Below are 22,612 nucleotides of genomic sequence, written 5' to 3' on the forward strand. Positions count from 1 at the left end.
AGCGCGGGCAGCCCGCAGGCTACCTTCAGCGGCCGCGCAGACGGCGGACGAGGATGCTCGCGTCGCCGCGTGACTCCAGGTCCGCCAGGACGACCGCGACGGCCTCCCGGACGATCCGGCCCCGGTCGACGGCGAGGCCGTGCTCGCCCCGCAGCACGAGCCGGGCGTGCTCCAGGTCCATCAGCTCCTCGGCGGAGACGTAGACCGTGATCTTCTCGTCGTGGCGCTCGCGGCCGCTGGGCCGCCGGTTCGGGGCGCGGCCGCCGCGCCGCCGCGCCGCCGGGGCGGGCACCGGTGCGGAGGGCGCGGACTGGGCCGCGGCGCCTTCGGGCTCCGCCGTCCGGGCTCGCGGCTCGGCCGTGTCCGAGTCCGCCGTCGTGTGCTCCGCGGAGCCGGAGCCCTCGGCCGCCGCCGGGGTGCTCTCGCCCGCCGGTGCCGGCACGGCCCGGCGGGGTGCGGACGCCTGGAGCGCCATCCCCCCGGTCGTACGGAAGAGTTCGTCGGCGCCGGGCAGACTCACTCGGCGTGACACCGGGCGAGCACCTCCCTGGCGAGCTGGCGGTAGGCGGCGGCGCCCACGGAGTTGGAGGCGTACGTGGTGATGGGCTCGCCGGCGACCGTGGTCTCCGGGAAGCGCACGGTCCGCCCGATCACCGTGTGGTACACGTGGTCGTCGAAGGCCTCGACGACGCGCGCGAGGACCTCACGGCTGTGCACGGTGCGCGAGTCGTACATCGTGGCGAGGATGCCGTCGAGCTCCAGGTCGGGGTTGAGCCGCTCCTGGACCTTCTCGATGGTCTCGGTCAGCAGGGCCACTCCGCGCAGCGCGAAGAACTCGCATTCCAGCGGCACGATGACCTTGTGAGCCGCCGTCAGGGCGTTCACGGTCAGCAGGCCGAGCGAGGGCTGACAGTCGATCACGATGTAGTCGTAGTCGTTCATCAGCGGCTTCAGGGCGCGCTGGAGCGTCGACTCGCGCGCGACCTCGCTGACGAGCTGGACTTCGGCGGCCGAGAGGTCGATGTTGCTCGGCAGCAGGTCCATGTTGGGCACGGCGGTCTTGAGGAGGACCTCGTCGGCCGACATGCCCCGCTCCATGAGCAGGTTGTAGACGGTGAGGTCGAGCTCCATCGGGTTCACGCCGAGGCCGACCGACAGGGCTCCCTGCGGGTCGAAGTCGACGAGCAGCACCCGTCGTCCGTACTCGGCGAGCGCGGCACCCAGGTTGATGGTCGACGTGGTCTTGCCGACGCCGCCCTTCTGGTTGCACATCGCGATGATCTTCGCGGGTCCGTGGTCGGTCAGTGGACCCGGGATCGGGAAGTACGGAAGGGGCCGTCCGGTGGGGCCGATCCGCTCGCGGCGCTGGCGGGCAGCGTCGGGTGCGAGGGTGGCCGCGTACTCCGGGTCGGGCTCGTACTCGGCGTCGGGGTCGTAGAAGTGCCCCTCGGGCACCTCGTCAAAGGCGGCGAAGTGGGTGGACTCTCGGCCCATCTCGTTGCCGGCCGTGGCGTTCACGTGTAGGCCGTCCATCGTCTTCATCGTGTGGGCTGTCGTCATGGGCTGGTGCGTCGCGAAGGTCCGCACCGCGACGGAGCCGATCGGAGCACCTGGCGCACCGCTCCCGGGAGTAATTGTCGACTCATTCACAAGTCGTCTTACCTCCTTGGATGTCACCAGGAACATTTATCGATAGGTCAGCGTGGCACCATGCCGACGGTTGGCGACTCTATGGCGTGTCACCGCTCCGCAGCAACACAATCCGCCGGACCCGGCCGGATGTGTCGGCAACCGAACACCTCTCTGTCAAGGGTGCGCAGGCATGCATCCACACGTTTCAGGGGTGTGCGAAACGGTTAAAGGGTTACGTTCGAGGCGAGTTGGCCGAACGTTCCTCCGGGCCCGGACACGCGTCCGGCCGGACCTTGTCGAACAAGGTCCGGCCGGGCGTGTGGCATTGACGGCACGCGTTGACGGCGGTGCCGCGGGGATCAGCCCAGGAGGCTGTTCAGCTCGAGGTGCTCGAGGCCGTGCGCCTCGGCGACCTCCTTGTAAACCACCTTGCCGTCATGGGTGTTGAGGCCCAGGGCGAGCGCGGAGTCGCGGCGCAGCGCCTCGACCCAGCCGTTGTTCGCCAGCGACACGATGTAGGGCAGCGTGGCGTTGGTGAGGGCGTAGGTGGAGGTGTTCGGGACCGCGCCGGGCATGTTGGCGACGCAGTAGAAGACCGAGTTGTGGACCTGGAAGGTCGGCTCGGCGTGGGTGGTCGGGTGCGAGTCCTCGAAGCAGCCGCCCTGGTCGATCGCAATGTCGACAAGGACACTTCCGGGCTTCATCTTGGCGACGAGCTCGTTGGTGACCAGCTTCGGGGCCTTGGCGCCCGGGATGAGGACGGCGCCGATGACGAGGTCGGCCTCGACGACGGCCTTCTCCAGCTCGAAGGCGTTGGAGACGATCGTCTTCACCTTGGTGCCGAAGATCTTGTCGGCCTCGCGGAGCTTGTTGATGTCGCGGTCGAGCAGGGTCACGTGGAAGCCCATGCCGACGGCGATCTGCGTGGCGTTCCAGCCGGAGACGCCACCGCCGATGACGACGCACTCGCCGGCGTGGGTGCCGGGGACGCCGCCGGGGAGGACTCCACGGCCGCCGACCGAGCGCATCAGGTGGTAGGCGCCGACCTGCGGGGCCAGCCGGCCCGCGACCTCGGACATCGGGGCGAGCAGCGGCAGGGCGCGGTTCGCGGTCTCGACGGTCTCGTACGCGATCGCGGTCGTGCCGGACGCGAGGAGCGCGTCCGTGCACTCGCGGGAGGCCGCGAGGTGCAGGTAGGTGAAGAGGGTCTGGTCCTTGCGGAGGCGGTGGTACTCCTCCGCGATGGGCTCCTTGACCTTGAGCAGCAGGTCGGCGGTGGCCCAGACCTCGTCGGCGGTGGCGAGGATCTCGGCGCCGGCGGCGACGTACTCCTCGTCCGTGATCGAGGAGCCGACACCGGCGTTCTGCTCGACGAAGACCTGGTGGCCGTGGCGGACGAGCTCGTGGACACCCGCAGGGGTGATGGCCACGCGGAACTCGTTGTTCTTGACCTCGCGGGGGATGCCGACCTTCATCGTCGATCACGGTCCTTGAATCAGGGAGGGATATCTGGGGCACTGCGATACATACCCGGATGCACTGCGGCGCACCGGGGCAGACCACGTTCGAACGCGGCGCACCCAGTCTAATGAAGGAGTTCCCGGTGTCTAGCCTTTCAAAGTACTAATCTTCGACGAAGCCACTACGGATTTCGTAGGCGGATCATTCCGTTTCCAGCAGTCTCTCCGCAGCGGACCGGTGCAGCCGCGCAGCGGCAGGGTCGCCGAGCCGGTCGAGGGTGTCGGCGAGCCGGAGCCGGAGCGCGGCCTGCAGCCGGGTGTCCTGGGCGCGCCGGGCCCACTCCACCGCCTCCTCGCAGGTCCGCAGCGATTCCTCGGGCCGTCCGGCGTACTCCTGGACACGGGCGGCCTCGCTCAACGCCCGTGCGTAGCCCGGGAGATCGTCGAGCCTCCGATGGCCGGCCGCGGCGGCACGCCAGTTCCGCAGGGCCTCGCCGTACCGGCCCGCGTAGGTCTGCACGGCGCCGAGGCGGGCGTACAGCCGGGCCTGGTCGGCCTGCTCGTCCCGGGCGAGACGCTGGGCGAGCGCCCGTCCGTACCAGTCGCCGGCCCGCGGCCAGTCCCCCAGCTCCTGATAGGCGCCGCCTACGGATTCCATCGCGCGACCGGTCGCGTACGGGTCATTTGCTGCGCGTCCAGCATCCAAAGCCAACCGATATCGCAGCAGAGCCTCCTTCGTGCGCCCGGTGCGGGCGTCGAGATCGGCCAGGTTGAGCAGGGCCGCGGCCCGCTCCCGGTGCAGTCCGCGCCGCTCGGCCACGTCCAGGACCAACTGGTGGAGCCCGTACAGCTCGGGTGCGGCGGCCTCGGCTCCCCGGTGCGCGGCGAGGGCCCTCACGAGGGAGGCCACCAGGCGCCGCGCGAGGGTGTCGAGCTCCCCGTCGGCGACCGCGAGCCGGGCGGAGGCGAGCAGGAAGGGCTGCCGGGAACGCAGCCACGCGGCCCCGGCGGCGGCGTTCGGGAAGCGCAGGGCGCGCGGCAGACCGGCCAGCTTCCGGCGCGCGGGCGAGCCCTCGGGTTCGGTGACCGCACGGCAGGACTGGAGGAGCCGTACGGTCCGCTCCAGCATCCGGGCCCGGGCGAGCTGCACCTCGGCGGGCCGGTCACGCTCCTCCAGCTGGGCGCGAAGGAGGGGGACGAGGTGGCCGGGCACCTCGTACTGCCCGTCCTCGCCGCCGGAGACGAGCCCGAGGGCGGCGAAGTCGGCGAGGGTGGTCGTGGCGGCCGAGACGGAGCAGCCGGCCAGGGCGGAGGCGATGTGGGCGTCGGCCCGGCCGAGCGGAGCCAGGGAGAGGTAGCGCAGTATCCGGGCGGCGGTGGCGGGCAGCGCCTCGTGGGCGAGCAGGAAGGTCCGGGTGAGCGGGTCGCCGCTGAGTCCGCGCAGCCGCTTGGCGAGGTCGGCGACGGAGAACGTCGGCTGGGTGGAGAGCCAGCCGCCGGCGAGGACGACCGCGGCGGGCAGCCCGCCGCACTCCTCGACGAGGGTCTCGGCGGCCTGGGGGTCGACGGTGATGCGTACGGAGCCGGTGAAGGCGGTGAGCAGCTCGATGGCCGACTTGGGGTCGAGTCCGCCGAGCGTGCAGGGCCGTACGTCGGGGATGCCGGTGAGCGGTCCGCGGGCGACGCCCACCACCAGGACGCCGGGGTCGTCGGGGATCAGCGGGTCGGCCTGCGCGGCGTCCACGGCGTCGTCGAGGACGAGGACGGCCCGGCGTCCGGCGAGGGCGTCGCGGACCATTTCGGTCAGCTCGTCCTCGCCGGCGCCCGGGGGTTCGGCGACCCCGAGCGCGGCGAGGAGTTCGCGGGCGACCTGGGCGGTGGGGACGGGGTCGCCGCCGGGCTCGGTGAGCCGGGCCCGGAAGATGCCGTCGGGGTAGCGGTCGGCGACCCCGGCGGCCAGTTCCTCGGCGAGCGCCGTGCGTCCGGAGCCGGGCTTGCCCGCGATGAGCAGGACCCGGGCGCGGGGGGCCTTGCGGCCGGTGAGGGTGTCGAGACCGGTGCGCTCGATGTCGGCGCGCAGGGCCTTCAACTCCCGCTGCCGGCCGAAGAAATGCCGGCTGCCGGCCGCCGCCACCGCCTGATCCGTCACGGGCCACGCTCCCGTCCACCTGCGCACACGCCGATCCCGCGGGGGTCTCCTCACGGGCGATTCCGAGCGTAGTTCAGGCCACGGTACGGACCCGGCGGAGCGCGGCGGACACGTCCCCCGATCGGATCAGCGGATGGTCACACCGGCTCCTTCACGAATGGGCCCGGCTCCCGTACGAACGGTCTCCGACATCCGTACGAACGGCCCCGCCGGGACCCGTCCCGGCCCCAGGGGCGCCGCCCCTACGACTCGAACGGCCGGGCCGGCCACGGCGCCTCGGCCGGGCGCAGGGCGTCGAGCCCCTCCCCCGCCCGCGCGGCGGCCAGTGACAGGACACCCACGACCAGGCAGTTGTTGTGCAGCTCGCCCGCGAGCACCTTCCGTACGAGGTCCGCGAGCGGCACGCGCGCCAGCTCCATGTCGGCCTCCTCCTCGGCGACCTCGAAGCGCTCGCCCTCCGCCTCCGCGAGGTCCCGGGCGAGGAAGATCCGTACGGCCTCGTCGCAGCCGCCCGGCGTCGTGTAGACGTCGGCGAGGACCCGCCAGTCCTCGGCCTTGACGTGCGCCTCCTCGTACAGCTCGCGCTGCGCGGCGTGCAGCGGGTTCTCCCCGGGCACGTCGAGCAGCCCGGCCGGGATCTCCCACAGCTTCTGCCGCACCGGGTGCCGGTACTGCCGGAGGACGACCACACGGTCCTGTTCGTCCAGGGCGAGTACGGCGACCGAGCCGGGGTGGACCTGGTAGTCACGGCGGACGACCGAGCCGTCCGGCATGACCACGTCGTCCGTGCGGACACTCGTCTTGTTGCCCGTGAAGGGGGTCGTGGTCGCGACGACCCGCCACTCCTCCGGGGTGTCCTGCACCTGCTGCATGAGCTGTCCTCCCACATACGAAAACCGGGGTACGCGTCCCGGCAGGGACCCGTACCCCGGCAACGTTAACGCGCCGTACTACTTCGCCGTCTTGCGCTCCACGGCCGCCTTGACCAGGCCCGCGAAGAGCGGGTGCGGGCGGGTCGGGCGGGACTTCAGCTCCGGGTGCGCCTGGGTGGCGACCAGGTAGGGATGGACCTCGCGCGGGTACTCGACGAACTCGACGAGCTTGTTGTCCGGGGAGGTGCCGGAGAAGACCAGACCGGCCTTCTTCTCCAGCTCCGCGCGGTAGGCGTTGTTCACCTCGTAGCGGTGACGGTGGCGCTCCTCCACGTACGGCTCGTCGCCGTAGGCCTCGCGGACGACGGAACCCTCGGCGAGCTTCGCCGGGTAGAGACCGAGGCGCATCGTTCCGCCCAGGTCGCCGGCGCCCTCGACGTACGCCAGCTGCTCCTCCATCGTCGAGACGACGGGGTGCGCGGTGGCCGGGTCGAACTCGGTCGAGTTGGCCTCGGGGATGTCGGCCAGGTTCCGGGCCGCCTCGATGACGATGCACTGCAGGCCGAGGCAGATGCCGAGCAGCGGCACCTTCTTCTCGCGGGCGAACTGGATGGCGCCGACCTTGCCGCTCACACCGCGGTCGCCGAAGCCGCCGGGGATGAGGATCGCGTCGACGTCGCCGAGCTGCTTCTCGGCGCCGGCCGGGGTCTTGCAGTCGTCGGAGGTGACCCACTTGACCTTGACCCGCGCCTTGTTGGCGAAGCCGCCGGCCCGCATGGCCTCGGTGACCGAGAGGTAGGCGTCGGGCAGGTCGATGTACTTGCCGACGAGCGCGACCGTGACCTCGTGCTCCGGGTTGTGGACGCGGTCCAGGAGGTCCTCCCAGACGGTCCAGTCCACGTCGCGGAACGGCAGGTCGAGCTTGCGGACGACGTAGGCGTCCAGGCCCTCGGTGTGCAGGACCTTCGGAATGTCGTAGATCGACTTGGCGTCGATGGCGGCGACGACCGCGGCCTCGTCGACGTCGCACATCAGCGAGATCTTGCGCTTGATGGCGGTCGGGACCTCACGGTCGGCGCGCAGCACGATCGCGTCCGGCTGGATACCGATGTTGCGCAGCGCGGCGACGGAGTGCTGGGTCGGCTTGGTCTTCAGTTCGCCGGAGGGGCCGATGTACGGCAGCAGCGAGATGTGCACGACGAAGACGTTGTCGCGGCCGACCTCGTGACGGACCTGGCGGACGGTCTCCAGGAACGGCAGGGACTCGATGTCGCCGACCGTGCCGCCGACCTCGGTGATGACGACGTCCACGTCGTCGGTCGCCATGCGGCGGATCCGGGACTTGATCTCGTTGGTGATGTGCGGGATGACCTGCACGGTGTCACCGAGGTACTCGCCGCGCCGCTCCTTGGCGATGACCTGCGAGTAGACCTGGCCGGTGGTGACGTTGGCCGAGCCGTCGAGGTCGACGTCGAGGAAGCGCTCGTAGTGGCCGATGTCCAGGTCGGTCTCGGCGCCGTCGTTGGTGACGAACACCTCGCCGTGCTGGAAGGGGTTCATCGTGCCCGGGTCGACGTTGAGGTACGGGTCGAGCTTCTGCATCGTGACCCGCAGGCCCCGGGCCTTGAGGAGCGCACCCAGGCTGGAGGCGGTCAGGCCCTTGCCGAGGGAGGAGGCGACACCCCCGGTGACGAAGATGTGCTTGGTCGTCGTGGTTTTGGGCGGCATCGCCAAGAGGGGGCTCCCGTGGTCGCGTTCTGGAGGTGCGTACCGGCGTCCCCTCCGGAAGAATCGGGGGGTGCCGTCGCTGCGGTTTCGGGGTTCTCGGCTGTCGCCGTTTCCCACCGGTCCACGGGGTACCAGGGTATCAGCGACATGGAGAGACCGCTTCCGGCCACACGCGGCAGTCGGGTGTACACGGAGGGCGACACGAGGCGACAGGGAGGGCCGGGGAACGGCGGGGAAGATCCGTTCACCTGATCGGAGCAACGCCGTTACCAGCGTGATCAGCGCGTCAGCAGCGTGCGACGTATCCTTCTCGGACATTGCCCGCCGACCCGGCCGAGACCCAGCCGGAGCATCTGGAGCAAGCGCCCCGCGGGGCGGACATGGCCGTTCGACTGGAGTGAAGCACGTGGCCGGGCGCATCGAGGATTACGCACTCATCGGAGACATGCAGACAGCAGCCCTGGTCTGCCGGGACGGCAGCGTGGACTGGCTGTGTCTCCCCCGCTTCGACTCGCAGGCGGTCTTCGCCGGACTGCTCGGCACCGAGGAACACGGTTTCTGGCGGGTGGCGCCCGCCGGGCCCGCCGACGCCGAGCCGCTCCCGGCCGACCGGCGGCGTTACGTCGGCGACTCGCTGATCCTGGAGTCCGAGTGGGACACCCCGCGCGGCACGGTCCGGGTGACCGACTTCATGCCCCCTCGCGAGGGGGCCCCGCAGCTCATCCGGATCGTGGAAGGCGTCTCCGGCCGGGTCCGGATGCGTTCCTCGCTGCGGATGCGCTTCAGCTACGGCCGGATCGTGCCGTGGGTCCACAAGGTGGGCGAGCGCACGGTCGCCGTCGCGGGACCCGACTCGGTCTGGCTGGACACCGAGGTCGAGACCCATGGCAAGGACCTCACGACGTACTCCGAGTTCACGGTGAATCCCGGTGACCGGATCACGTTCACGATCTCCTGGCAGCCCTCGCACCGGGAGCCGCCCGCGCTGCCGGACCCCGAGGGCGCCCTGGAGGCGACCGCCGACTTCTGGCGCGAGTGGGTCGAGCACTGCACGTACCACGGGCCCTACCGGGAGGCCGTGGTCCGCTCCCTGATCACCCTGAAGGCCCTGACGTACGCGCCGACCGGCGGGATCGTGGCCGCGCCGACCACCTCGCTGCCCGAGGAGATCGGCGGCGTCCGCAACTGGGACTACCGCTACACCTGGCTGCGGGACGCGGCGATCACCCTCTCCTCGATGCTCCGCACCGGCTACCGCGAGGAGGCCCGCGCCTGGCGGGACTGGCTGCTCCGCGCGGTCGCGGGCGACCCGGAGAACCTCCAGATCATGTACGGCATCGCGGGCGAGCGGGAGCTCGGCGAGGCGGAGCTCGACTGGCTCCCCGGCTACGAGAACTCGGGCCCGGTCCGGGTCGGCAACGGCGCCGCCAACCAGCTCCAGCTGGACGTCTACGGCGAGGTCACCGAGGCCCTCCACCTGGCGCACATGACGGGCCTCTCCCGCAACGACTACGCCTCGCTCCTCCAGATCAAGCTGATCAACTACCTGGAGAAGCACTGGGACCAGCCCGACGAGGGCATCTGGGAGGTGCGCGGCCCCCGCCGCCACTTCGTGCACTCCAAGGTGATGGCCTGGGTGGCCGTCGACCGCACCATCAAGCTCATCGAGTCCGGGGACGCCGACGGCCCGCTGGAGCGCTGGCAGGATCTGCGCGACGAGATCCACAGGGACGTCTGCGAGAAGGGCTACGACCAGGAGCGGAACACCTTCACCCAGTCGTACGGCTCCAAGGAGCTGGACGCCTCGCTGCTGCTGATCCCGCAGATGGGCTTCCTGCCGCCGGACGACAAGCGGGTCATCGGCACCATCGAGGCGATCCAGCGGGAGCTGTCCACTGAGGACGGCTTCGTACTGCGCTACCCGACGTCCGGCGAGGAGGCCGGCGTCGACGGCCTGGAGGGCGACGAGGGCGCCTTCCTGGCGTGCTCCTTCTGGCTGGCGGACGACCTGGCGATGATCGGCCGGGTGGACGAGGCCCGCACCCTCTTCGAGAAGCTCCTCGCGCTCCGCAACGACCTGGGGCTGCTCGCCGAGGAGTGGGACCCGAGGCTCCAGCGGCAGGTGGGCAACTTCCCGCAGGCCTTCAGCCACGTCCCGCTGATCGACACGGCACTGCGGCTGACGGCGAGCGGGGCGTACGGCGGCTGACCGCGAGCGGGGGGCGTACGGCGGCTGAGGCGACGGGAGCCGTCCGCGGGAATACGCTGGGAGTGTCCTGTCCCCCCTCGGAAAGGGGGGCTTCCTGATGGCTCCCCAGATCAGCGTCCCGCAGACAGCTCTCGCCGGACTTCGCGAGGATCTGGCCGGTGAGGTGTTCGTACCCGGTGATCCGGGCTACGACGAGGCCAGGGTGGTCCACAACGCCATGATCGACCGGCGTCCGGCCGTCATCGCGCAGTGCGCGACCCAGGAGGACGTCTCCAACGCGATCCTGTTCGGCCGCGAGACGGAGCTGCCCGTCGCGGTGCGCGGCGGCGGGCACAGCGTCGCCGGCACGTCCGTCGTGGCCGACGGCCTCGTCGTGGACCTCCGCCGGATGCACGCGGTCGTCGCGGACCCTGAGCACATGACGGTACGGGTCGAGGGCGGCGCCACCATGAGCCATCTCGATCACGCGACCCAGCCCTTCCGGCTGGCCACCACCGGTGGGCGGGCGTCCACGACCGGCGTCGGCGGGTTCACCCTGGGCGGCGGATCGGGCTGGCTGGAGCGGAAGTTCGGCCTCGCGAGCGACAACCTCCTGGCGGCGGATCTGATCACCGCCGAGGGCAAGCACGTGCACACCGACGCGGAGGAGAACCCGGAGCTGTTCTGGGCCCTGCACGGCGGCGGCGGGAACTTCGGGGTGGCCACCTCGCTCACGCTGCGCCTGCACGAGCTGCCGGAACTGAGCTTCTCGATGCTGTTCTTCAAGCCGGAGAAGGCTCCCGAGGTGGTGCGCACGTTCCGCGACCTCATCGGGTCCGCCCCCGACGACGTGGGCGGCGGGGTCATCTACTTCCCCGCGCCGCCCGCGCCGTTCGTCCCCGAGCACCTGGTCGGCGAGCTGCTCTGCGGCACGCTCCTCACGTACACCGGTCCCGTGGCCGGGGTCCGGGAACTCTCGGCGCCGCTGTTCGCCCTCGGACCCGTCGTCGAGATGGTCATGGACATCGCCTACACCGATCTCCAGTGCATGCTCGACGACCCGCCCGGTCTGCGGAACTACTGGTCGGCGGAGTACCTGAGCGAGCTTGCCGACGCGGCCGTGGACATCTACTGCGAGCGGGCGCTGAAGATCCCGCCGCCCACCGCCTGCCAGCACGTGCTGTTCCCGCTGGGCGGCGCGGTGGCGGCCGGCCGGCCCGACGACCCGATTCCCTGGCGTACCGCGCCCTGGGCCGTCCATCCCTTCGCGACCTGGACGGACCCGGCCGACGACGAACGGGCGATCCGGTGGGTGCGGGACGTGCGGGCCGACGCGAGGCCGTGGTCGACCGGAGCCGTGTACCTGAACTTCATCGGCTCCGAGGGCGAGAAGCGGGTCGTCGAGGGCTTCGGCGCCGACAACTACCGGCGCCTCGCCCGGGTCAAGGCCGCCTACGACCCCGACAACGTCTTCCACTTCAACCACAACATCGCGCCGGCCGCCTGAGGGCCCATGGGTCCGTCCGGGTGTCACCTCAGGGCGTCGATCACCTCCCTCGCGGCCCGCTCGCCCTCCGTGGCCCCGCCTTCCATGAAGCCCTGGAAGTCGTACGAACAGTGCTCGCCGCCGATGTGGACGTTGCCCTGGGCGGTGCCCTCGTACCCCGCGTACCGGTGGAGGTAGCCCACGGGCCAGCAGGAGTACGCGCCGAGCGCGTACGGGTTCTTGTGCCAGGCGGAGAGCTGGGCGCGGCCGGTGTACGCCCTGGAGGTGCCGGGGAAGAAGGCGTCGATGCCCGCCAGGTAGCGGGTGACGAGGCCGCGCACGTACGGGTCGGACTCGGTGGAGAACGGCCCGGCCGGGTTCAGGGCCTTGGCCAGGGTGCCGCCGTTGTACTGGATGAGGATGCCGCCGGTCCCGCCCTGGATCTTGGTGGTGTCCCAGGTCTGCTGCACCTCGCTGTCGGTGAAGCAGTCGCCGGCGGAGACGCCCGGCCAGGCTCCGGTGCCCCGCCAGGGCCGGGTGCCGAACTGCATGTTGAGCTTGGTGCAGTAGCCCATCCTCGCGTCGCGCAGCAGGTTCGTCATGAGCGGGTCGAACCCGGCCTGCGAGAAGTCGAGCTGCTTGAGGATCGGCAGGGGCAGGCACAGGACCGTGTGGTCGGCGGTGACCGTCCGGGTGGCGCCGGCCTCGGTGAAGGTGAGCGTCTGCGTGCCGTCCGCGTTGGCCCGTACGGCGGTCAGGGACCAGCCCTGGCGCAGGGTGCCGGGCGTGAGTGCCCCGGCGATGGCGTTCGGGAGCCGGTCGTTGCCGCCGACGACGTGGTAGCGCTCGTTGGAGAGCCCCCAGATGTTGAAGTTGCCGGGATTGGTCTGGTAGCCCATGAGCAGGACGAGGGCGAGCGAGGACTGTTCGGTGGTGTCGGCGCCGTACTCGACGTTGTAGGCGACGTCGATGAACTTGCCGAGCGGGGAGGAGTGTCCCCCGGGGACCCGGGTCTCGATCCACTCGTATATCGACATGTTGTCGAGTGCGGTGCCGGTGGGGGTGGTCTGGTTCCAGAGGACCTCGCCCGCCTCCGAGAGGTCGCGGCGCAGCGACTGGTAGACGGCGTGGAAGTCCTCGTCGGCCTGGTGGCGCGGGTAGTAGGCGCCGTCGAACCAGAGGACCTCCTCGGCGCCGTTGGGTCCGCCGCCGAGGAAGTCCTCGACGTCGAGCCCGAAGCGGCGGCAGAGTTCCAGGATCTTCTTGTGGCTGGTGTCGATCAGCTCGCCGCCGATCTCGGAGATCTGGCCGTACGCCCAGTGGCCGCGCTGCGTCCACATGCGGCCGCCGACCCTGGACGGGTTGGCCTCGTAGAGGACGGGCTTGAGGCCGGCGTCCTGGAGGGTGAGCGCGGCGGTGAGGCCGGAGATCCCGGCTCCGACGACGGCGACCCGGGCGGTGGCGCCGTCGAGGGGGCGGTCCGGGGTGGTGGCGCGGGCGGGGACGGCCCCGGCCAGGCCGACGGCCCCGCCGGCGCCGACGGCGACACCGGCCGCGGCGGCGTACTTGAGCAGGGACCGGCGCCCGGGGGCGTCGGCCCGCATGCCGCGGAGCTCGTCGACGGGGAGGTTCAGCCGTCGGGCGTCGGCGTGCTCGGCGGCGAGGCGCTTCAGGAGGTGCATCGGGTTGGTGCGTGCCATGGGGCGCTCCTGTGAGGGAAGAGGGATCAGCTCTGGGGTACGGCGGTGGGAACCGGGGCTTCCTCGGCGGGGCGCTCGGCGGCGTCCTCCAGGACGATCCGGCCGATGATCTCGTACCGCTCGGGCCGCTTGGCCTTGAGGTAGAAGCCGAGGCCGAGACCGCCGAAGAAGACCAGGCCGACGATCCAGGGGATCGCCTTGAAGAAGAGGGAGTCGGCGGCGAGGCCGGCCGCGGTCTCCATGTTCATGATCAGCAGGACCACCACGGCGATCATGCCGACACCGCCGAGGAGCGGGGCGGTGAGCGTCTTGAACCAGTGCCGGTCCTCGGGGTGGTTCTTGCGGAAGTAGCCGATGACGGCGAAGGAGCAGAGGGTCTGGACGATGAGGATCGCCATCGTGCCGAGGATCGCGAGCAGCGTGTAGAGGTGGATGTACGGGTCCTGGCCGGTGAGCCAGAAGGCGGCGACGAGGCCGACGGCGATGGCGCTCTGCACGTAGGAGGCGATGTACGGCGAGCCGTGCCTGGCGTGCGTCCGGCCGAGCGCCGGGTGGAGGAAGCCCTCGCGGCCGATGGCGTACAGGTAGCGCGAGGCGCACTGGTGGAAGGCCATGCCGCAGGCGAAGGAGCCGGTGAGCAGCAGCCACTGGAAGGCGTCGACGGCCCAGGCTCCGATGAAGCTCTGGGTGGGCGCGAAGAAGAGGTCGAGGGGGGAGGCGGAGGCGGACAGTTTCACCGATCCGGCCAGGCCGTTGCCGGCGATCGTCATCCACGAGACGTAGATGTAGAAGATGCCGACGCCGATGACGGAGATGAGGGTGGCGCGCGGGATGACCTTCTTGGGGTTGCGCGACTCCTCGCCGTACATGGCGGTCGACTCGAAGCCGACCCAGGACCAGAAGGCGAAGAAGAGACCGAGGCCGGCGGAGGAGCCGGTGAAGGCGTTCACGGGGTTGATCGGCTCGACGGGTATGCCCTCGGGGCCGCCGCCCGCGATGAGTACGGCGGTGGCGACCGCGAAGAGGACCGCGATCTCGGCCACCAACATCACGCCGAGCGCCTTGGCGGTCAGGTTGATGTCGAAGTACGACAGGACGGCCGTCACGGCCAGCATGACCGCCGCGTACAGGATCCACGGCACGTCCACGCCGAACTGGTCCGCGACCGTCGTCTTGGCGAAGTACGCGAAGACGCCGACGATGGAGGCCTCGAAGACGATGTAGGCGAGGACCGCGAGCATGCCGGAGGCCATGCCGGCGATCCGGCCGAGACCGTGCGAGATGTAGCCGTAGAACGCGCCGGCGGCGGTGATCCGCTTGGCCATCGCCACGTATCCGACCGAGAAGACGGTCAGGACGAGCGTCGCGAAGAGGTACCCGGCGGGAGCGCCGGTGCCGTTGCCGAAGCCGACGGCGATGGGGAGGTTGCCGGTCATCGCGGTGATCGGAGCCGCGGTGGCCACGGCCATGAAGACGACGCCGACGAGACCGACCGAGTTCGCCTTCAGCCGGTGGACCTCTGGGGTGGAGTTCTTTGCCATGGCGCGAGAGCATCCTCGCGAGTGACGCAGGCCACAATCGACATGCGGTCGCACAATTCACGCCAGGGGGCGACGAGTTGTCGCCCCCGCGTACGAAGTGTCCGGTCTCGTAACCCTAGGGTGATGTCGCCGGAACACGGACGCGGGTAGCGTCCCGCCCCATGGACAATCAGGGCGGGATCACCGTGCAGCGGGCGCTCGAACTCCCGGGGCTGCGCGGCGGACTCCCGGAGGTCGTCGCCGGCGCCGACCGGCTGCACCGCACGGTGCGCTGGGTGCACGCGGGCGAGGTGCCGAACATCGCGTCGCTGCTCAAGGGCGGCGAGCTGCTGCTCACGACGGGCCTCGGTCTCGGCACCCGCCCGGCCGAGCAGCGGGCCTTCGTCCGCCGGCTCGCGGACCGGGGCATCGCGGCCCTCGTCGTCGAACTGGGCCCGCGCTTCGCCCGGCTCCCGGCGACGATAGTGGAGACCGCTCGGGCGGCGGGCCTGCCGCTGGTGCAGCTGCACCGCGAAGTCCCCTTCGTCGCCGTCACGGAGGAGATCCACACCGAGATCGTCAACGGCCACTACGCGCTCCTGCGGCAGGCCGAGGAGGTCCACCGGCAGTGCACCGAGGCGCTGCTCGGCGGTGGCGGCATCCCGCAGGTCCTGCGGATCCTCTCCGACTTCGCCGCCAACCCGGTCTTCCTGGAGACCGCCGACGGACAGCTGCTCTACGCCGCCGGCACCGAGTCGGCGCCCGCCGACCCGCTCCAGGTGTGGGACGGGCTGCGCGGCCAGCGCGCGGCCCGCGAATCGGGCCCGCCCACCGGCACGGTCCTGGTCGACGTGCCCGGCGGCGGCCCCGGCACCGCGTCCGTACGGGCCCGCCTCGTCCTCCTCTCGGTCTCCGGCGCCCTCTCCCCCGTCCACCGGATGGCGGCCGAGCGGGCGGCCGGCCTCCTCGCGGTCGTCCTCATGCAGGCGCGCCAGGAGGAGGAACTGGCCGCGCGGGGCCGGGGCGACTTCCTGACCGACCTGGCCGAGGGCCGGATCGCGGCCGAGGACGCCCCTGCGCAGGCCCGGGTCCTCGGCTTCAAGCCGGGCGACGGCCCGCTGCTTCCCGTGGTGATGCGCCTGGCGTCGGAACTCTCGCCCTCGGGCAACTGGGCGCTCCTGGCCCGCGCGGTCCTGGAGGAACTGGCCTCCGTCGGCGTCCCGGTCCTCCTGGGCGTCCGCCCGGTGGAGGGCCGGGTGCCGCTGCTCCTCGGCCTGCGCTCGGAGTCGGAGCGCACGGCGGTCGCGGACCGCGTCGCGGCGGCGCTGCGCGCGGGCGTGGAGCGGGCGGGCCTGGAACGCTCCGGGGTGCATCCGCCGGTGGTCGTGGTCGGCGTCGCGGGCAGCTGGGCCGCGGCCTCCGCGGGCCTGCGGCACGCGGCGGAGACGGCGACGGCGGCGCAGGGCCTCTCGGAGCTGCCCTGGTATGACGCCAGGCGCCTGGACATCGACCTGCTGCTGTGGCGCCTGCACTTCCACGGGGACACGGTCCTCGCGGCGTTCGTGGACCGGGCGATCGGCCCCCTGCGGGACCACGACCGCACGTCCCGCCCGCCGCTCCTGCCGACCCTGGAGACGTATCTGGCGCACGCGGGCCGCAAGGCGGAGACGGCCCGGGAACTCCACCTCAACCGCCAGACCCTCTACAACCGCCTGGCCCGCATCTCGGAACTCCTGGGCACGGACCTGGACGACCCCCAGACGGTCCTGGCCCTCTCCCTGGCGCTGAGAGCCCGCCGCCACACCTCGTAGACCACCCGGTCACGACCAGGCGGGGCGGCCCCATCCGGGCGGCGGCCCCGCCACCGTCACCGCCCCGCCAACTCGTCGTACACGCTCAGCACATGCGCCACCGTCTCGTCCTCCGTCGGCCAGGACCCCGCCTGCACCCGCCCCGCCGCCGCCAGGTCCATCCGCCGCTCCACGTCGTCGAGCAGCCCCCGCACGGCCCCGGCGAGCGCCGCCGCGTCCCCGTACGGCACCAGCTCCGCCGCGTCCCCGACGAGTTCGGGCACTCCCCCCACCGCCGTGGCGACGAGCGGTACGCCGAGCCTGAGCGCCTCCTGCGCGAGCAGCGACCGCGCCTCCCACCGGGACGGAAGCACGGCCACGTCCGCCGCGGCGAGCAGCTCCGCCACGTCCTCGCGGCGCCCGATCAGCCGTACGGGCAGCTCTTCCGCCACGATCCGCCGCTGGAGGGCGGCCCGCTCCCGCCCCTCCCCCGCGATGACGAGCAGCGGCTGCGGATCGAGCTCCCGCCATTCCCGCGCGGCGTCGAGCAGTGTCCGGTACCCCCGCCCCCGCTCCAGCGCCCCGACCGCCATCAGCAACGGCCGGTCGACGGCGCCGAGTTCGGCGCGCGCCTTGCCGTCGTGGAGGCATACGGGCCCGCGTGCGGCCGGCACGGTGACGGGCGCGAGCCGGGCGTCCCTGGCCCCCCGCCGGCGGGCCCGGTCGACCAGCTCGGAGGAGGTGGCGAGGACGACGGTCGCGGCCCGTACGGTCTTGCGCTCCAGGAGCCGCAGCACTCCGCCGCGCGCCCCGTGCACGTGGTGCCGGCTGTCCCAGGTGGTCACGAGCGGCGTCCTCCCACCACCACCGGTGCCGGACAGCGCGAGCGCGGCCCGTACGGAGGCGTGCAGGCCGTGGGCGTGGACGACGTCCGCGCCGATGCAGGCGTTGCGGAGCGCGGTGACCGTGGCGGGGTCACCGAGGCGCGGCAGCGGCACGAAGTGCGCGCCGGAACCCGCGTAGTCGTAGACGTGGTCGAGTTCGGGAGGGGCGCACACGGTCACCCGCACGCCCCTCGCCACGAGCCCCGCGGCAAGTGATCGGACGTGCGCGCTGCTGCCCGCGCTGCCGCCGCCCAGCACTTGGACCGTACGGAGCTGTGTCACGCGCCCAAGGATGCCAGTCCCCACCCGGGACCGTACGCACGTTCCGGCACCGAAGTGGCGTCGTTCCCCTGTACGGAAGGCGTACGGCTCAGTGAGTCAGCCGACGGGTTCACCCACTCGGGCGAGCGCGCGAGGAGACCTCGCACTCCCCCAGGCCGCGGCGGCGATCAGGCCCGACCGCGTGCGCTGTGAGACCGGGCCGACCGCCGGCGGCGGCGATGGCACTGCCGACGGCGGCGAGCCCTTGACTCGCCGCGTTGTCAGTGTCCTCTGCCAGGCTCTGCTGTACGGCGAGGGCCCGCAACGGGCCTCCAGGGGAGGGCAGATGGCGAAGAGGCCGCGGCAGCAGTCCCGTAAGGGGGCGTCCAGGGCACCCAAGGGCGTGGCGATCTACCACGACATGAAGGTGTACGAGAACTTCGAGCGCTGCGCCCAGCGGATCTTCGAGTGCGTACGCATGGCGCAGCAGCAGTCGCCCGGGGCGCCGCGCACTCTGTACCTGGACATCCAGGGCCACCGGAACTCGGCCGGGGGATACGACCACGACGCCTTCGAGCTGATGAAGGACTTCGGCATGGGCTTCCTGCTGCCGTTCCTGACGGAGCTCAGCACGCCGCTGTTCCGGGTCCGCAACAACGGTCGACAGCGCGACGACCTGCCGGACGTCCTCAGGATCGACTACCCGGACGACGGCAGCGACTACGGCTACGACGCCGCCAAGCTGGGACTGCGGCCACGGGAGAAGAACCCCGCGGACCGCAGGTCCAAGCCGACGCTCAAAGCCATCACCGCGTATCTGGGCATGGACCAGCCCGCGTGCCTGGTGTGCTGGAGGACGCCGGTCGAGCGGGCGCACGTGGTCCCCGAGAAGCTCGGCGGCTCACTGGACGTACGGAACTTCGCCTTGCTCTGCCCCGAGCACCACGCCGAGGCGCCCGACGTCGCGGACGCCGAGAGCTTCTGGGCCTGGATCGACTACGCGGAGCTGCGGGACAGCCCGGACAAGTGGCGCGACGCACCGGAGGAGCTCCAGGAGTGGCTGCGCGAGCGAGGCGTGCGCGTCGGCTCGCTCCCTCGGGAGGAGCAGTCCTTCTTCTCGGCGGTGAAGCGTGAGCTGAAGTCCCTGTACGGCTGGAGCGACACCGACTTCGGCTCCGTGGCCTGGGAGGACCTGATGGAGGAGTTCCACGCCGTCCTCGAATCCGCGACCGGTCGCCATTTCGCCGTGGAGAAGAAGGTCTCGACCTACGCGTGGGCCTACGACGTGGCGCGCCGCAGGGTCGCCGGTGAGGCGAGCCCCGGACAGGGAGTGGCGGCCCGTCTGCCCACTCCCTGACCCTTCGGGGTCACCCGTCCGCCCGAGCCGTGGCGAGCAGTTCCTCCGCGTGGGCCCTGGCCGTCTCGGAGTCCTCCTGGCCCGCGAGCATCCGGGACAGCTCCCGTACCCGCTCCTCGCCCTCCAGGACGGTGACGCCCGACCGGGTCACGGAGCCGTCGTTGGTCTTCTCGACGAGCAGCTGCCGGTCGGCGAAGGCCGCGACCTGCGGGAGGTGGGTGACGACCACGACCTGCGCGGTCCTGGCGAGCTTGGCGAGCCGGCGGCCGATCTCGACCGCGGCCTTGCCGCCGACACCGGCGTCGACCTCGTCGAAGAGGTACGTCGGCACCGGGTCGACCCCGGCGAAGACGACCTCGACGGCGAGCATCACCCGGGACAGCTCACCGCCGGACGCGCCCTTGGCGATGGGCCGGGGCGGCGCGCCCGGGTGCGGGGCGAGCAGCAGCTCGACCTCGTCGGCCCCCGACGGGCCGTACGCGACCCGGCGCCCGCCGACCTCGACGCCTTCGGCGTCCTCGGTCTGCCGGATGTCGAAGGACACGCGCGCGTGGGGCATGGCCAGCGAGGCGAGCTCCGCGGTGACCGCGTCGGCGAACCGGTCGGCGGCCTCGGTGCGGGCGTCGGTGAGCCGCTGCGCGAGCACCGAGAGGTCGTCGCGCAGCCGGTCCCGCTCGGCGGTGAGCTCCTCGACGCGGTCGTCGTCGCCTTCCAGCTCGCCGAGCCGGCCCGCGCTCTCCTCCGCCCACGCCAGGACCGTCGCGATGTCCTCGCCGTACTTGCGGGTGAGCTGGGTGAGCGCCGCGCGCCGTTCCTCGACCGCGGCGAGCCGCAGCGGGTCGGCGTCGAGGTCGTCGGCGTACCCGGCCAGCTCGGTGGCCACGTCGCCGAGCAGGATGGAGATCTCCCCCATCCGGTCGGCCAGCGCGGCGAGCGCCGCGTCGTGCGCCCGTACGCCCTCCAGGGCCCGGACCGCGCCCGCGACCAGGGTCGTGGCGTCGACGGACTCGGGGTCCTCGGGAACACCCGCGAGCGCGGCGTGCGCGAGCGCGGCGGCGGAGGCGAGGGCCTCGGCGTGCCCGAGCCGCTCCGCCTCGGCGGCGAGTTCGGCGTCCTCCCCCGCGCGCGGGGCGACGGCCTCGATCTCGCCGAGCCCGAAGCGCAGCAGATCGGCCTCCTGGGCCCGCTCCCGGGCCCGGGTGGTGATCTCGTCCAGCTCTCCCGTGACGGCGCGCAGCCGCCGGTAGGCCTCCGCGTAGGCGGCGAGGGGTACGGAGACGGCCTCGCCCGCGTACCGGTCGAGCGCGCCCCGCTGCCGGGCCGGCTTGAGCAGGCCCTGCTGGTCGGTCTGGCCGTGGACGGCGACGAGTTCGTCGGCGAGTTCGGCGAGCAGCCCGACGGGCACGGAACGCCCGCCGAGGTGGGCCCGTGAGCGTCCCTCGGCCGAGACGGTACGGCTGACGAGCAGCACGCCCTCGTCCAGCTCGGCCCCGGCCTCCTCGGCGCGTACGGCGGCGGACCCGCCCGCGGGCACCCTGATCCGCCCCTCGACGACGGCCGAGGCCGCGCCGATCCGCACCAGGGCCGGGTCGGCCCGGCCACCGAGCAGCAGCCCGAGGCTGGTCACCACCATGGTCTTGCCCGCACCGGTCTCACCGGTCACCGCGGTGAAGCCGGGCGACAGCTCGACCACCGCGTCGTCGATGACCCCGAGCGACCGTATCCGCATCTCCTCCAGCACGCCCCAGACCATACGAGGTTTCCCTGCCGCGACGCGACATCACCCCCGGGCGTAACCCTCCGGCGCGCCGATCGTTCCGGACCGGGGAGCGGGAGAGGACGTCAACGCGGCGCGCCCCGCCACCCCGACACCGGGAGGGCGAACTTGGCGACGAGCCGGTCGGTGAAGGAGGCGTGGTGGAGCCGGGCGAGCCGGACCGGCACGGCGCCCCGCCGCACCTCGACCCGTGCTCCCGCCGGGAGTTCCACCGTCCGCCGCCCGTCGCACCACAGCACCCCGTGCGGGGTGTGCGGCTCGACCTCGACGGCGAGCACCGACTCGGGGGTGGTGATCAGCGGCTTGGCGAAGAGGGCGTGGGCCCCGATCGGGACCATGAGCAGGGCCTCGACCTCGGGCCAGACGACCGGGCCGCCGGCCGAGAAGGCGTACGCGGTGGATCCCGTCGGTGTCGCGCAGATCACCCCGTCGCAGCCGAAGCCGGTCACCGGGCGTCCGTCGATCGCGAGGACGACCTCCAGCATCCGCTCGGGGGACACCTTCTGCACGGCCGCCTCGTTGAGCGCCCAGTCGCGGTGCAGGACGTCGCCGTTCTCGTACACGACGACGTCGAGGGTCATCCGCTCCTCGACCTCGTACGCCTTCGTCACGACCCGGTCGACGACCTTGTCGAGGTCGTCCCGTTCGGCCTCCGCGAGGAAGCCGACCCGGCCGAGGTTGACGCCGAGCATGGGGACGCCGGAGGCACGGGAGAACTCGGCGCCGCGCAGCAGGGTGCCGTCGCCGCCGAGGACGACGAGGAGTTCACAGCCGTCGAGCGCGTCGGAGCAGGCCTCGGGGACCTTCTCGACGGACGGCGGGAGCGGCAGGTCGGCCGCCTCCGCCTCCAGGACTCGGACGCCGATGCCGCAGCGCAGCAGCCCGAGGACGACCAGTTCGGCGCTGCGCACGGCGGCCGGCCTGCCGGTGTGCGCGAGCAGGAAGACAGTACGTGGTGCGGTCTCTGATGCTGCTGCCGTTGAGCTCAACGAGGTCCTTCCGCCACGGCGCGGTCGACATCCGCCGGATCCAGCGCGGGCGCGCCTGCCCGCAGCCACAGAAAGTACTCGACGTTGCCCGAGGGTCCGGGCAGCGGGCTGGCGGTGACGCCCAGGACACCGAGCCCGAGTTCGGCGGCCCGCCGGGCCACGTTCTTCACGGCGTCCGCGCGGAGTTCGGTGGAACGGACGACTCCGCCCGTGCCGAGCCGCTCCTTCCCCACCTCGAACTGGGGTTTGACCATCAACACGAGGTCGGCGTCGGGAGCCGTACACGCCACCAGGGCGGGCAGAACAAGACCGAGCGGAATGAAGGAGAGGTCACCGACGACGAGATCGACCGGGACCCCGTCGATCGCGTCGAGTGTCAACTCGCGCACGTTCGTGCGGTCCTTCACGGTGACGCGCTCGTCGCTCTGCAGCGACCAGGCGAGCTGGCCGTAGCCGACGTCGACGGCCACGACATGGGCGGCGCCCGTACGCAGCAGCACGTCGGTGAAGCCCCCGGTGGAGGCCCCGGCGTCCAGGGCGCGCCGGCCCTCGACCTTCAGTCCCATGGGGACGAAGGCGGCGAAGGCCCCGGCGAGCTTGTGGCCACCGCGCGAGACGTAGTCGGGGTCGGAGTCGTCCTGGACCACGACGATGGCCGCGGCGGTCTCGACCTGGGTGGCGGGCTTGGTGGCGACGGTCTTGCCGACGGTCACCCGGCCCGCGGCGATCAACTGGCTGGCGTGCTCGCGCGAGCGCGCGAGCTTGCGCCGGACCAGCTCGGCGTCGAGACGGCGGCGTGCCACTCCTGCCACGTTCGGT

General features: G+C 71.9%; 16 protein-coding genes. 4 read left to right on the forward strand and 12 right to left on the reverse strand.

Annotated features, from left to right (window positions below):
• Positions 1 to 25 precede the first annotated feature (25 nt).
• The 6 genes from IO20_RS0119805 to IO20_RS0119830 form a co-directional block, all read right to left on the reverse strand.
• Entirely contained in the window at positions 26 to 532 is a 507-nt protein-coding gene (locus tag IO20_RS0119805) for a hypothetical protein (RefSeq protein WP_169749522.1), read from the reverse strand.
• Positions 517 to 1,542, reverse strand: coding sequence for a ParA family protein (locus IO20_RS0119810; protein WP_037631020.1), 1,026 nt, complete (start codon positions 1,540 to 1,542; stop codon positions 517 to 519). Before IO20_RS0119810 ends, IO20_RS0119805 begins: the two co-directional genes overlap by 16 nt.
• 449 nt (positions 1,543 to 1,991) lie before the next feature.
• Complete coding sequence (gene ald, locus IO20_RS0119815) at positions 1,992 to 3,107, reverse strand: alanine dehydrogenase (protein ID WP_030551404.1); 1,116 nt, start codon at positions 3,105 to 3,107, stop codon at positions 1,992 to 1,994.
• Between the two features lie 187 nt (positions 3,108 to 3,294).
• Complete coding sequence (locus IO20_RS0119820) at positions 3,295 to 5,241, reverse strand: tetratricopeptide repeat protein (RefSeq protein ID WP_245684982.1); 1,947 nt, start codon at positions 5,239 to 5,241, stop codon at positions 3,295 to 3,297.
• Positions 5,242 to 5,483: 242 nt separating this feature from the next.
• A complete protein-coding gene (locus tag IO20_RS0119825) occupies positions 5,484 to 6,113 on the reverse strand; it encodes an NUDIX domain-containing protein (protein ID WP_030551402.1) in 630 nt (209 codons plus the stop codon).
• 78 nt (positions 6,114 to 6,191) lie between these two features.
• On the reverse strand, positions 6,192 to 7,841 hold the full coding sequence (locus tag IO20_RS0119830; protein WP_030551401.1) for a CTP synthase: 1,650 nt from the start codon (positions 7,839 to 7,841) through the stop codon (positions 6,192 to 6,194).
• Between the two features lie 406 nt (positions 7,842 to 8,247).
• Between IO20_RS0119830 and IO20_RS0119835 the strand changes: the two genes are divergently transcribed.
• Both IO20_RS0119835 and IO20_RS0119840 read left to right on the forward strand, forming a co-directional pair.
• On the forward strand, positions 8,248 to 10,050 hold the full coding sequence (locus tag IO20_RS0119835) for a glycoside hydrolase family 15 protein (protein WP_030551400.1): 1,803 nt from the start codon (positions 8,248 to 8,250) through the stop codon (positions 10,048 to 10,050).
• A gap of 97 nt (positions 10,051 to 10,147) precedes the next feature.
• A complete protein-coding gene (locus IO20_RS0119840) occupies positions 10,148 to 11,536 on the forward strand; it encodes an FAD-binding oxidoreductase (protein WP_030551399.1) in 1,389 nt (462 codons plus the stop codon).
• A gap of 23 nt (positions 11,537 to 11,559) precedes the next feature.
• Here the strand turns inward: IO20_RS0119840 and IO20_RS0119845 are convergent, their stop codons facing one another.
• Together IO20_RS0119845 and IO20_RS0119850 are read right to left on the reverse strand one after the other, a co-directional pair.
• Positions 11,560 to 13,215 carry a flavin monoamine oxidase family protein gene (locus IO20_RS0119845; RefSeq protein ID WP_030551398.1) on the reverse strand — a complete coding sequence of 552 codons (1,656 nt, stop codon included), beginning with the start codon at positions 13,213 to 13,215 and terminating at the stop codon, positions 11,560 to 11,562.
• Between the two features lie 26 nt (positions 13,216 to 13,241).
• Positions 13,242 to 14,756, reverse strand: coding sequence for an APC family permease (locus tag IO20_RS0119850; protein WP_030551397.1), 1,515 nt, complete (start codon positions 14,754 to 14,756; stop codon positions 13,242 to 13,244).
• Positions 14,757 to 14,917: 161 nt separating this feature from the next.
• On the opposite strand from IO20_RS0119850, the gene IO20_RS0119855 reads away from it, so the two are divergent.
• A complete protein-coding gene (locus IO20_RS0119855; RefSeq protein WP_030551396.1) occupies positions 14,918 to 16,546 on the forward strand; it encodes a PucR family transcriptional regulator in 1,629 nt (542 codons plus the stop codon).
• A gap of 56 nt (positions 16,547 to 16,602) precedes the next feature.
• Here IO20_RS0119855 and IO20_RS0119860 read toward each other — a convergent pair whose 3' ends face one another.
• A complete protein-coding gene (locus IO20_RS0119860) occupies positions 16,603 to 17,691 on the reverse strand; it encodes a glycosyltransferase family 4 protein (protein WP_030551394.1) in 1,089 nt (362 codons plus the stop codon).
• A 325-nt stretch (positions 17,692 to 18,016) separates the two neighbouring features.
• Between IO20_RS0119860 and IO20_RS41455 the strand changes: the two genes are divergently transcribed.
• A complete protein-coding gene (locus tag IO20_RS41455) occupies positions 18,017 to 19,027 on the forward strand; it encodes an HNH endonuclease (RefSeq protein ID WP_245684983.1) in 1,011 nt (336 codons plus the stop codon).
• 10 nt (positions 19,028 to 19,037) lie between these two features.
• Here IO20_RS41455 and recN read toward each other — a convergent pair whose 3' ends face one another.
• From recN to IO20_RS0119885, 3 genes are all read right to left on the reverse strand, one after another.
• The gene (gene recN, locus IO20_RS0119875; protein WP_030551392.1) at positions 19,038 to 20,780 is read right to left on the reverse strand and encodes a DNA repair protein RecN; all 1,743 of its coding nucleotides are present in this window, start codon (positions 20,778 to 20,780) and stop codon (positions 19,038 to 19,040) included.
• Between the two features lie 89 nt (positions 20,781 to 20,869).
• The gene (locus IO20_RS0119880) at positions 20,870 to 21,793 is read right to left on the reverse strand and encodes an NAD kinase (RefSeq protein ID WP_030221121.1); all 924 of its coding nucleotides are present in this window, start codon (positions 21,791 to 21,793) and stop codon (positions 20,870 to 20,872) included.
• Complete coding sequence (locus IO20_RS0119885; RefSeq protein WP_030551389.1) at positions 21,790 to 22,605, reverse strand: TlyA family RNA methyltransferase; 816 nt, start codon at positions 22,603 to 22,605, stop codon at positions 21,790 to 21,792. The genes IO20_RS0119880 and IO20_RS0119885 overlap by 4 nt, the downstream gene beginning before the upstream one ends.
• Positions 22,606 to 22,612: the final 7 nt, after the last annotated feature.

This window comes from Streptomyces exfoliatus, assembly GCF_000725545.1.
Classification (GTDB): Bacteria; Actinomycetota; Actinomycetes; order Streptomycetales; family Streptomycetaceae; genus Streptomyces; species Streptomyces exfoliatus.

Coding starts and splice junctions, on each gene's coding strand:
- ald (WP_030551404.1), bottom strand. CDS start 3,107: ATGAAGGTCGGCATCCCCCGCGAGGTCAAGAACAACGAGTTCCGCGTG.
- IO20_RS0119830 (WP_030551401.1), bottom strand. CDS start 7,841: ATGCCGCCCAAAACCACGACGACCAAGCACATCTTCGTCACCGGGGGT.
- IO20_RS41455 (WP_245684983.1), top strand. CDS start 18,017: ATGGCGAAGAGGCCGCGGCAGCAGTCCCGTAAGGGGGCGTCCAGGGCA.
- IO20_RS0119855 (WP_030551396.1), top strand. CDS start 14,918: ATGGACAATCAGGGCGGGATCACCGTGCAGCGGGCGCTCGAACTCCCG.
- IO20_RS0119810 (WP_037631020.1), bottom strand. CDS start 1,542: ATGAAGACGATGGACGGCCTACACGTGAACGCCACGGCCGGCAACGAG.
- IO20_RS0119845 (WP_030551398.1), bottom strand. CDS start 13,215: ATGGCACGCACCAACCCGATGCACCTCCTGAAGCGCCTCGCCGCCGAG.
- IO20_RS0119840 (WP_030551399.1), top strand. CDS start 10,148: ATGGCTCCCCAGATCAGCGTCCCGCAGACAGCTCTCGCCGGACTTCGC.
- IO20_RS0119825 (WP_030551402.1), bottom strand. CDS start 6,113: ATGCAGCAGGTGCAGGACACCCCGGAGGAGTGGCGGGTCGTCGCGACC.
- recN (WP_030551392.1), bottom strand. CDS start 20,780: ATGGTCTGGGGCGTGCTGGAGGAGATGCGGATACGGTCGCTCGGGGTC.
- IO20_RS0119850 (WP_030551397.1), bottom strand. CDS start 14,756: ATGGCAAAGAACTCCACCCCAGAGGTCCACCGGCTGAAGGCGAACTCG.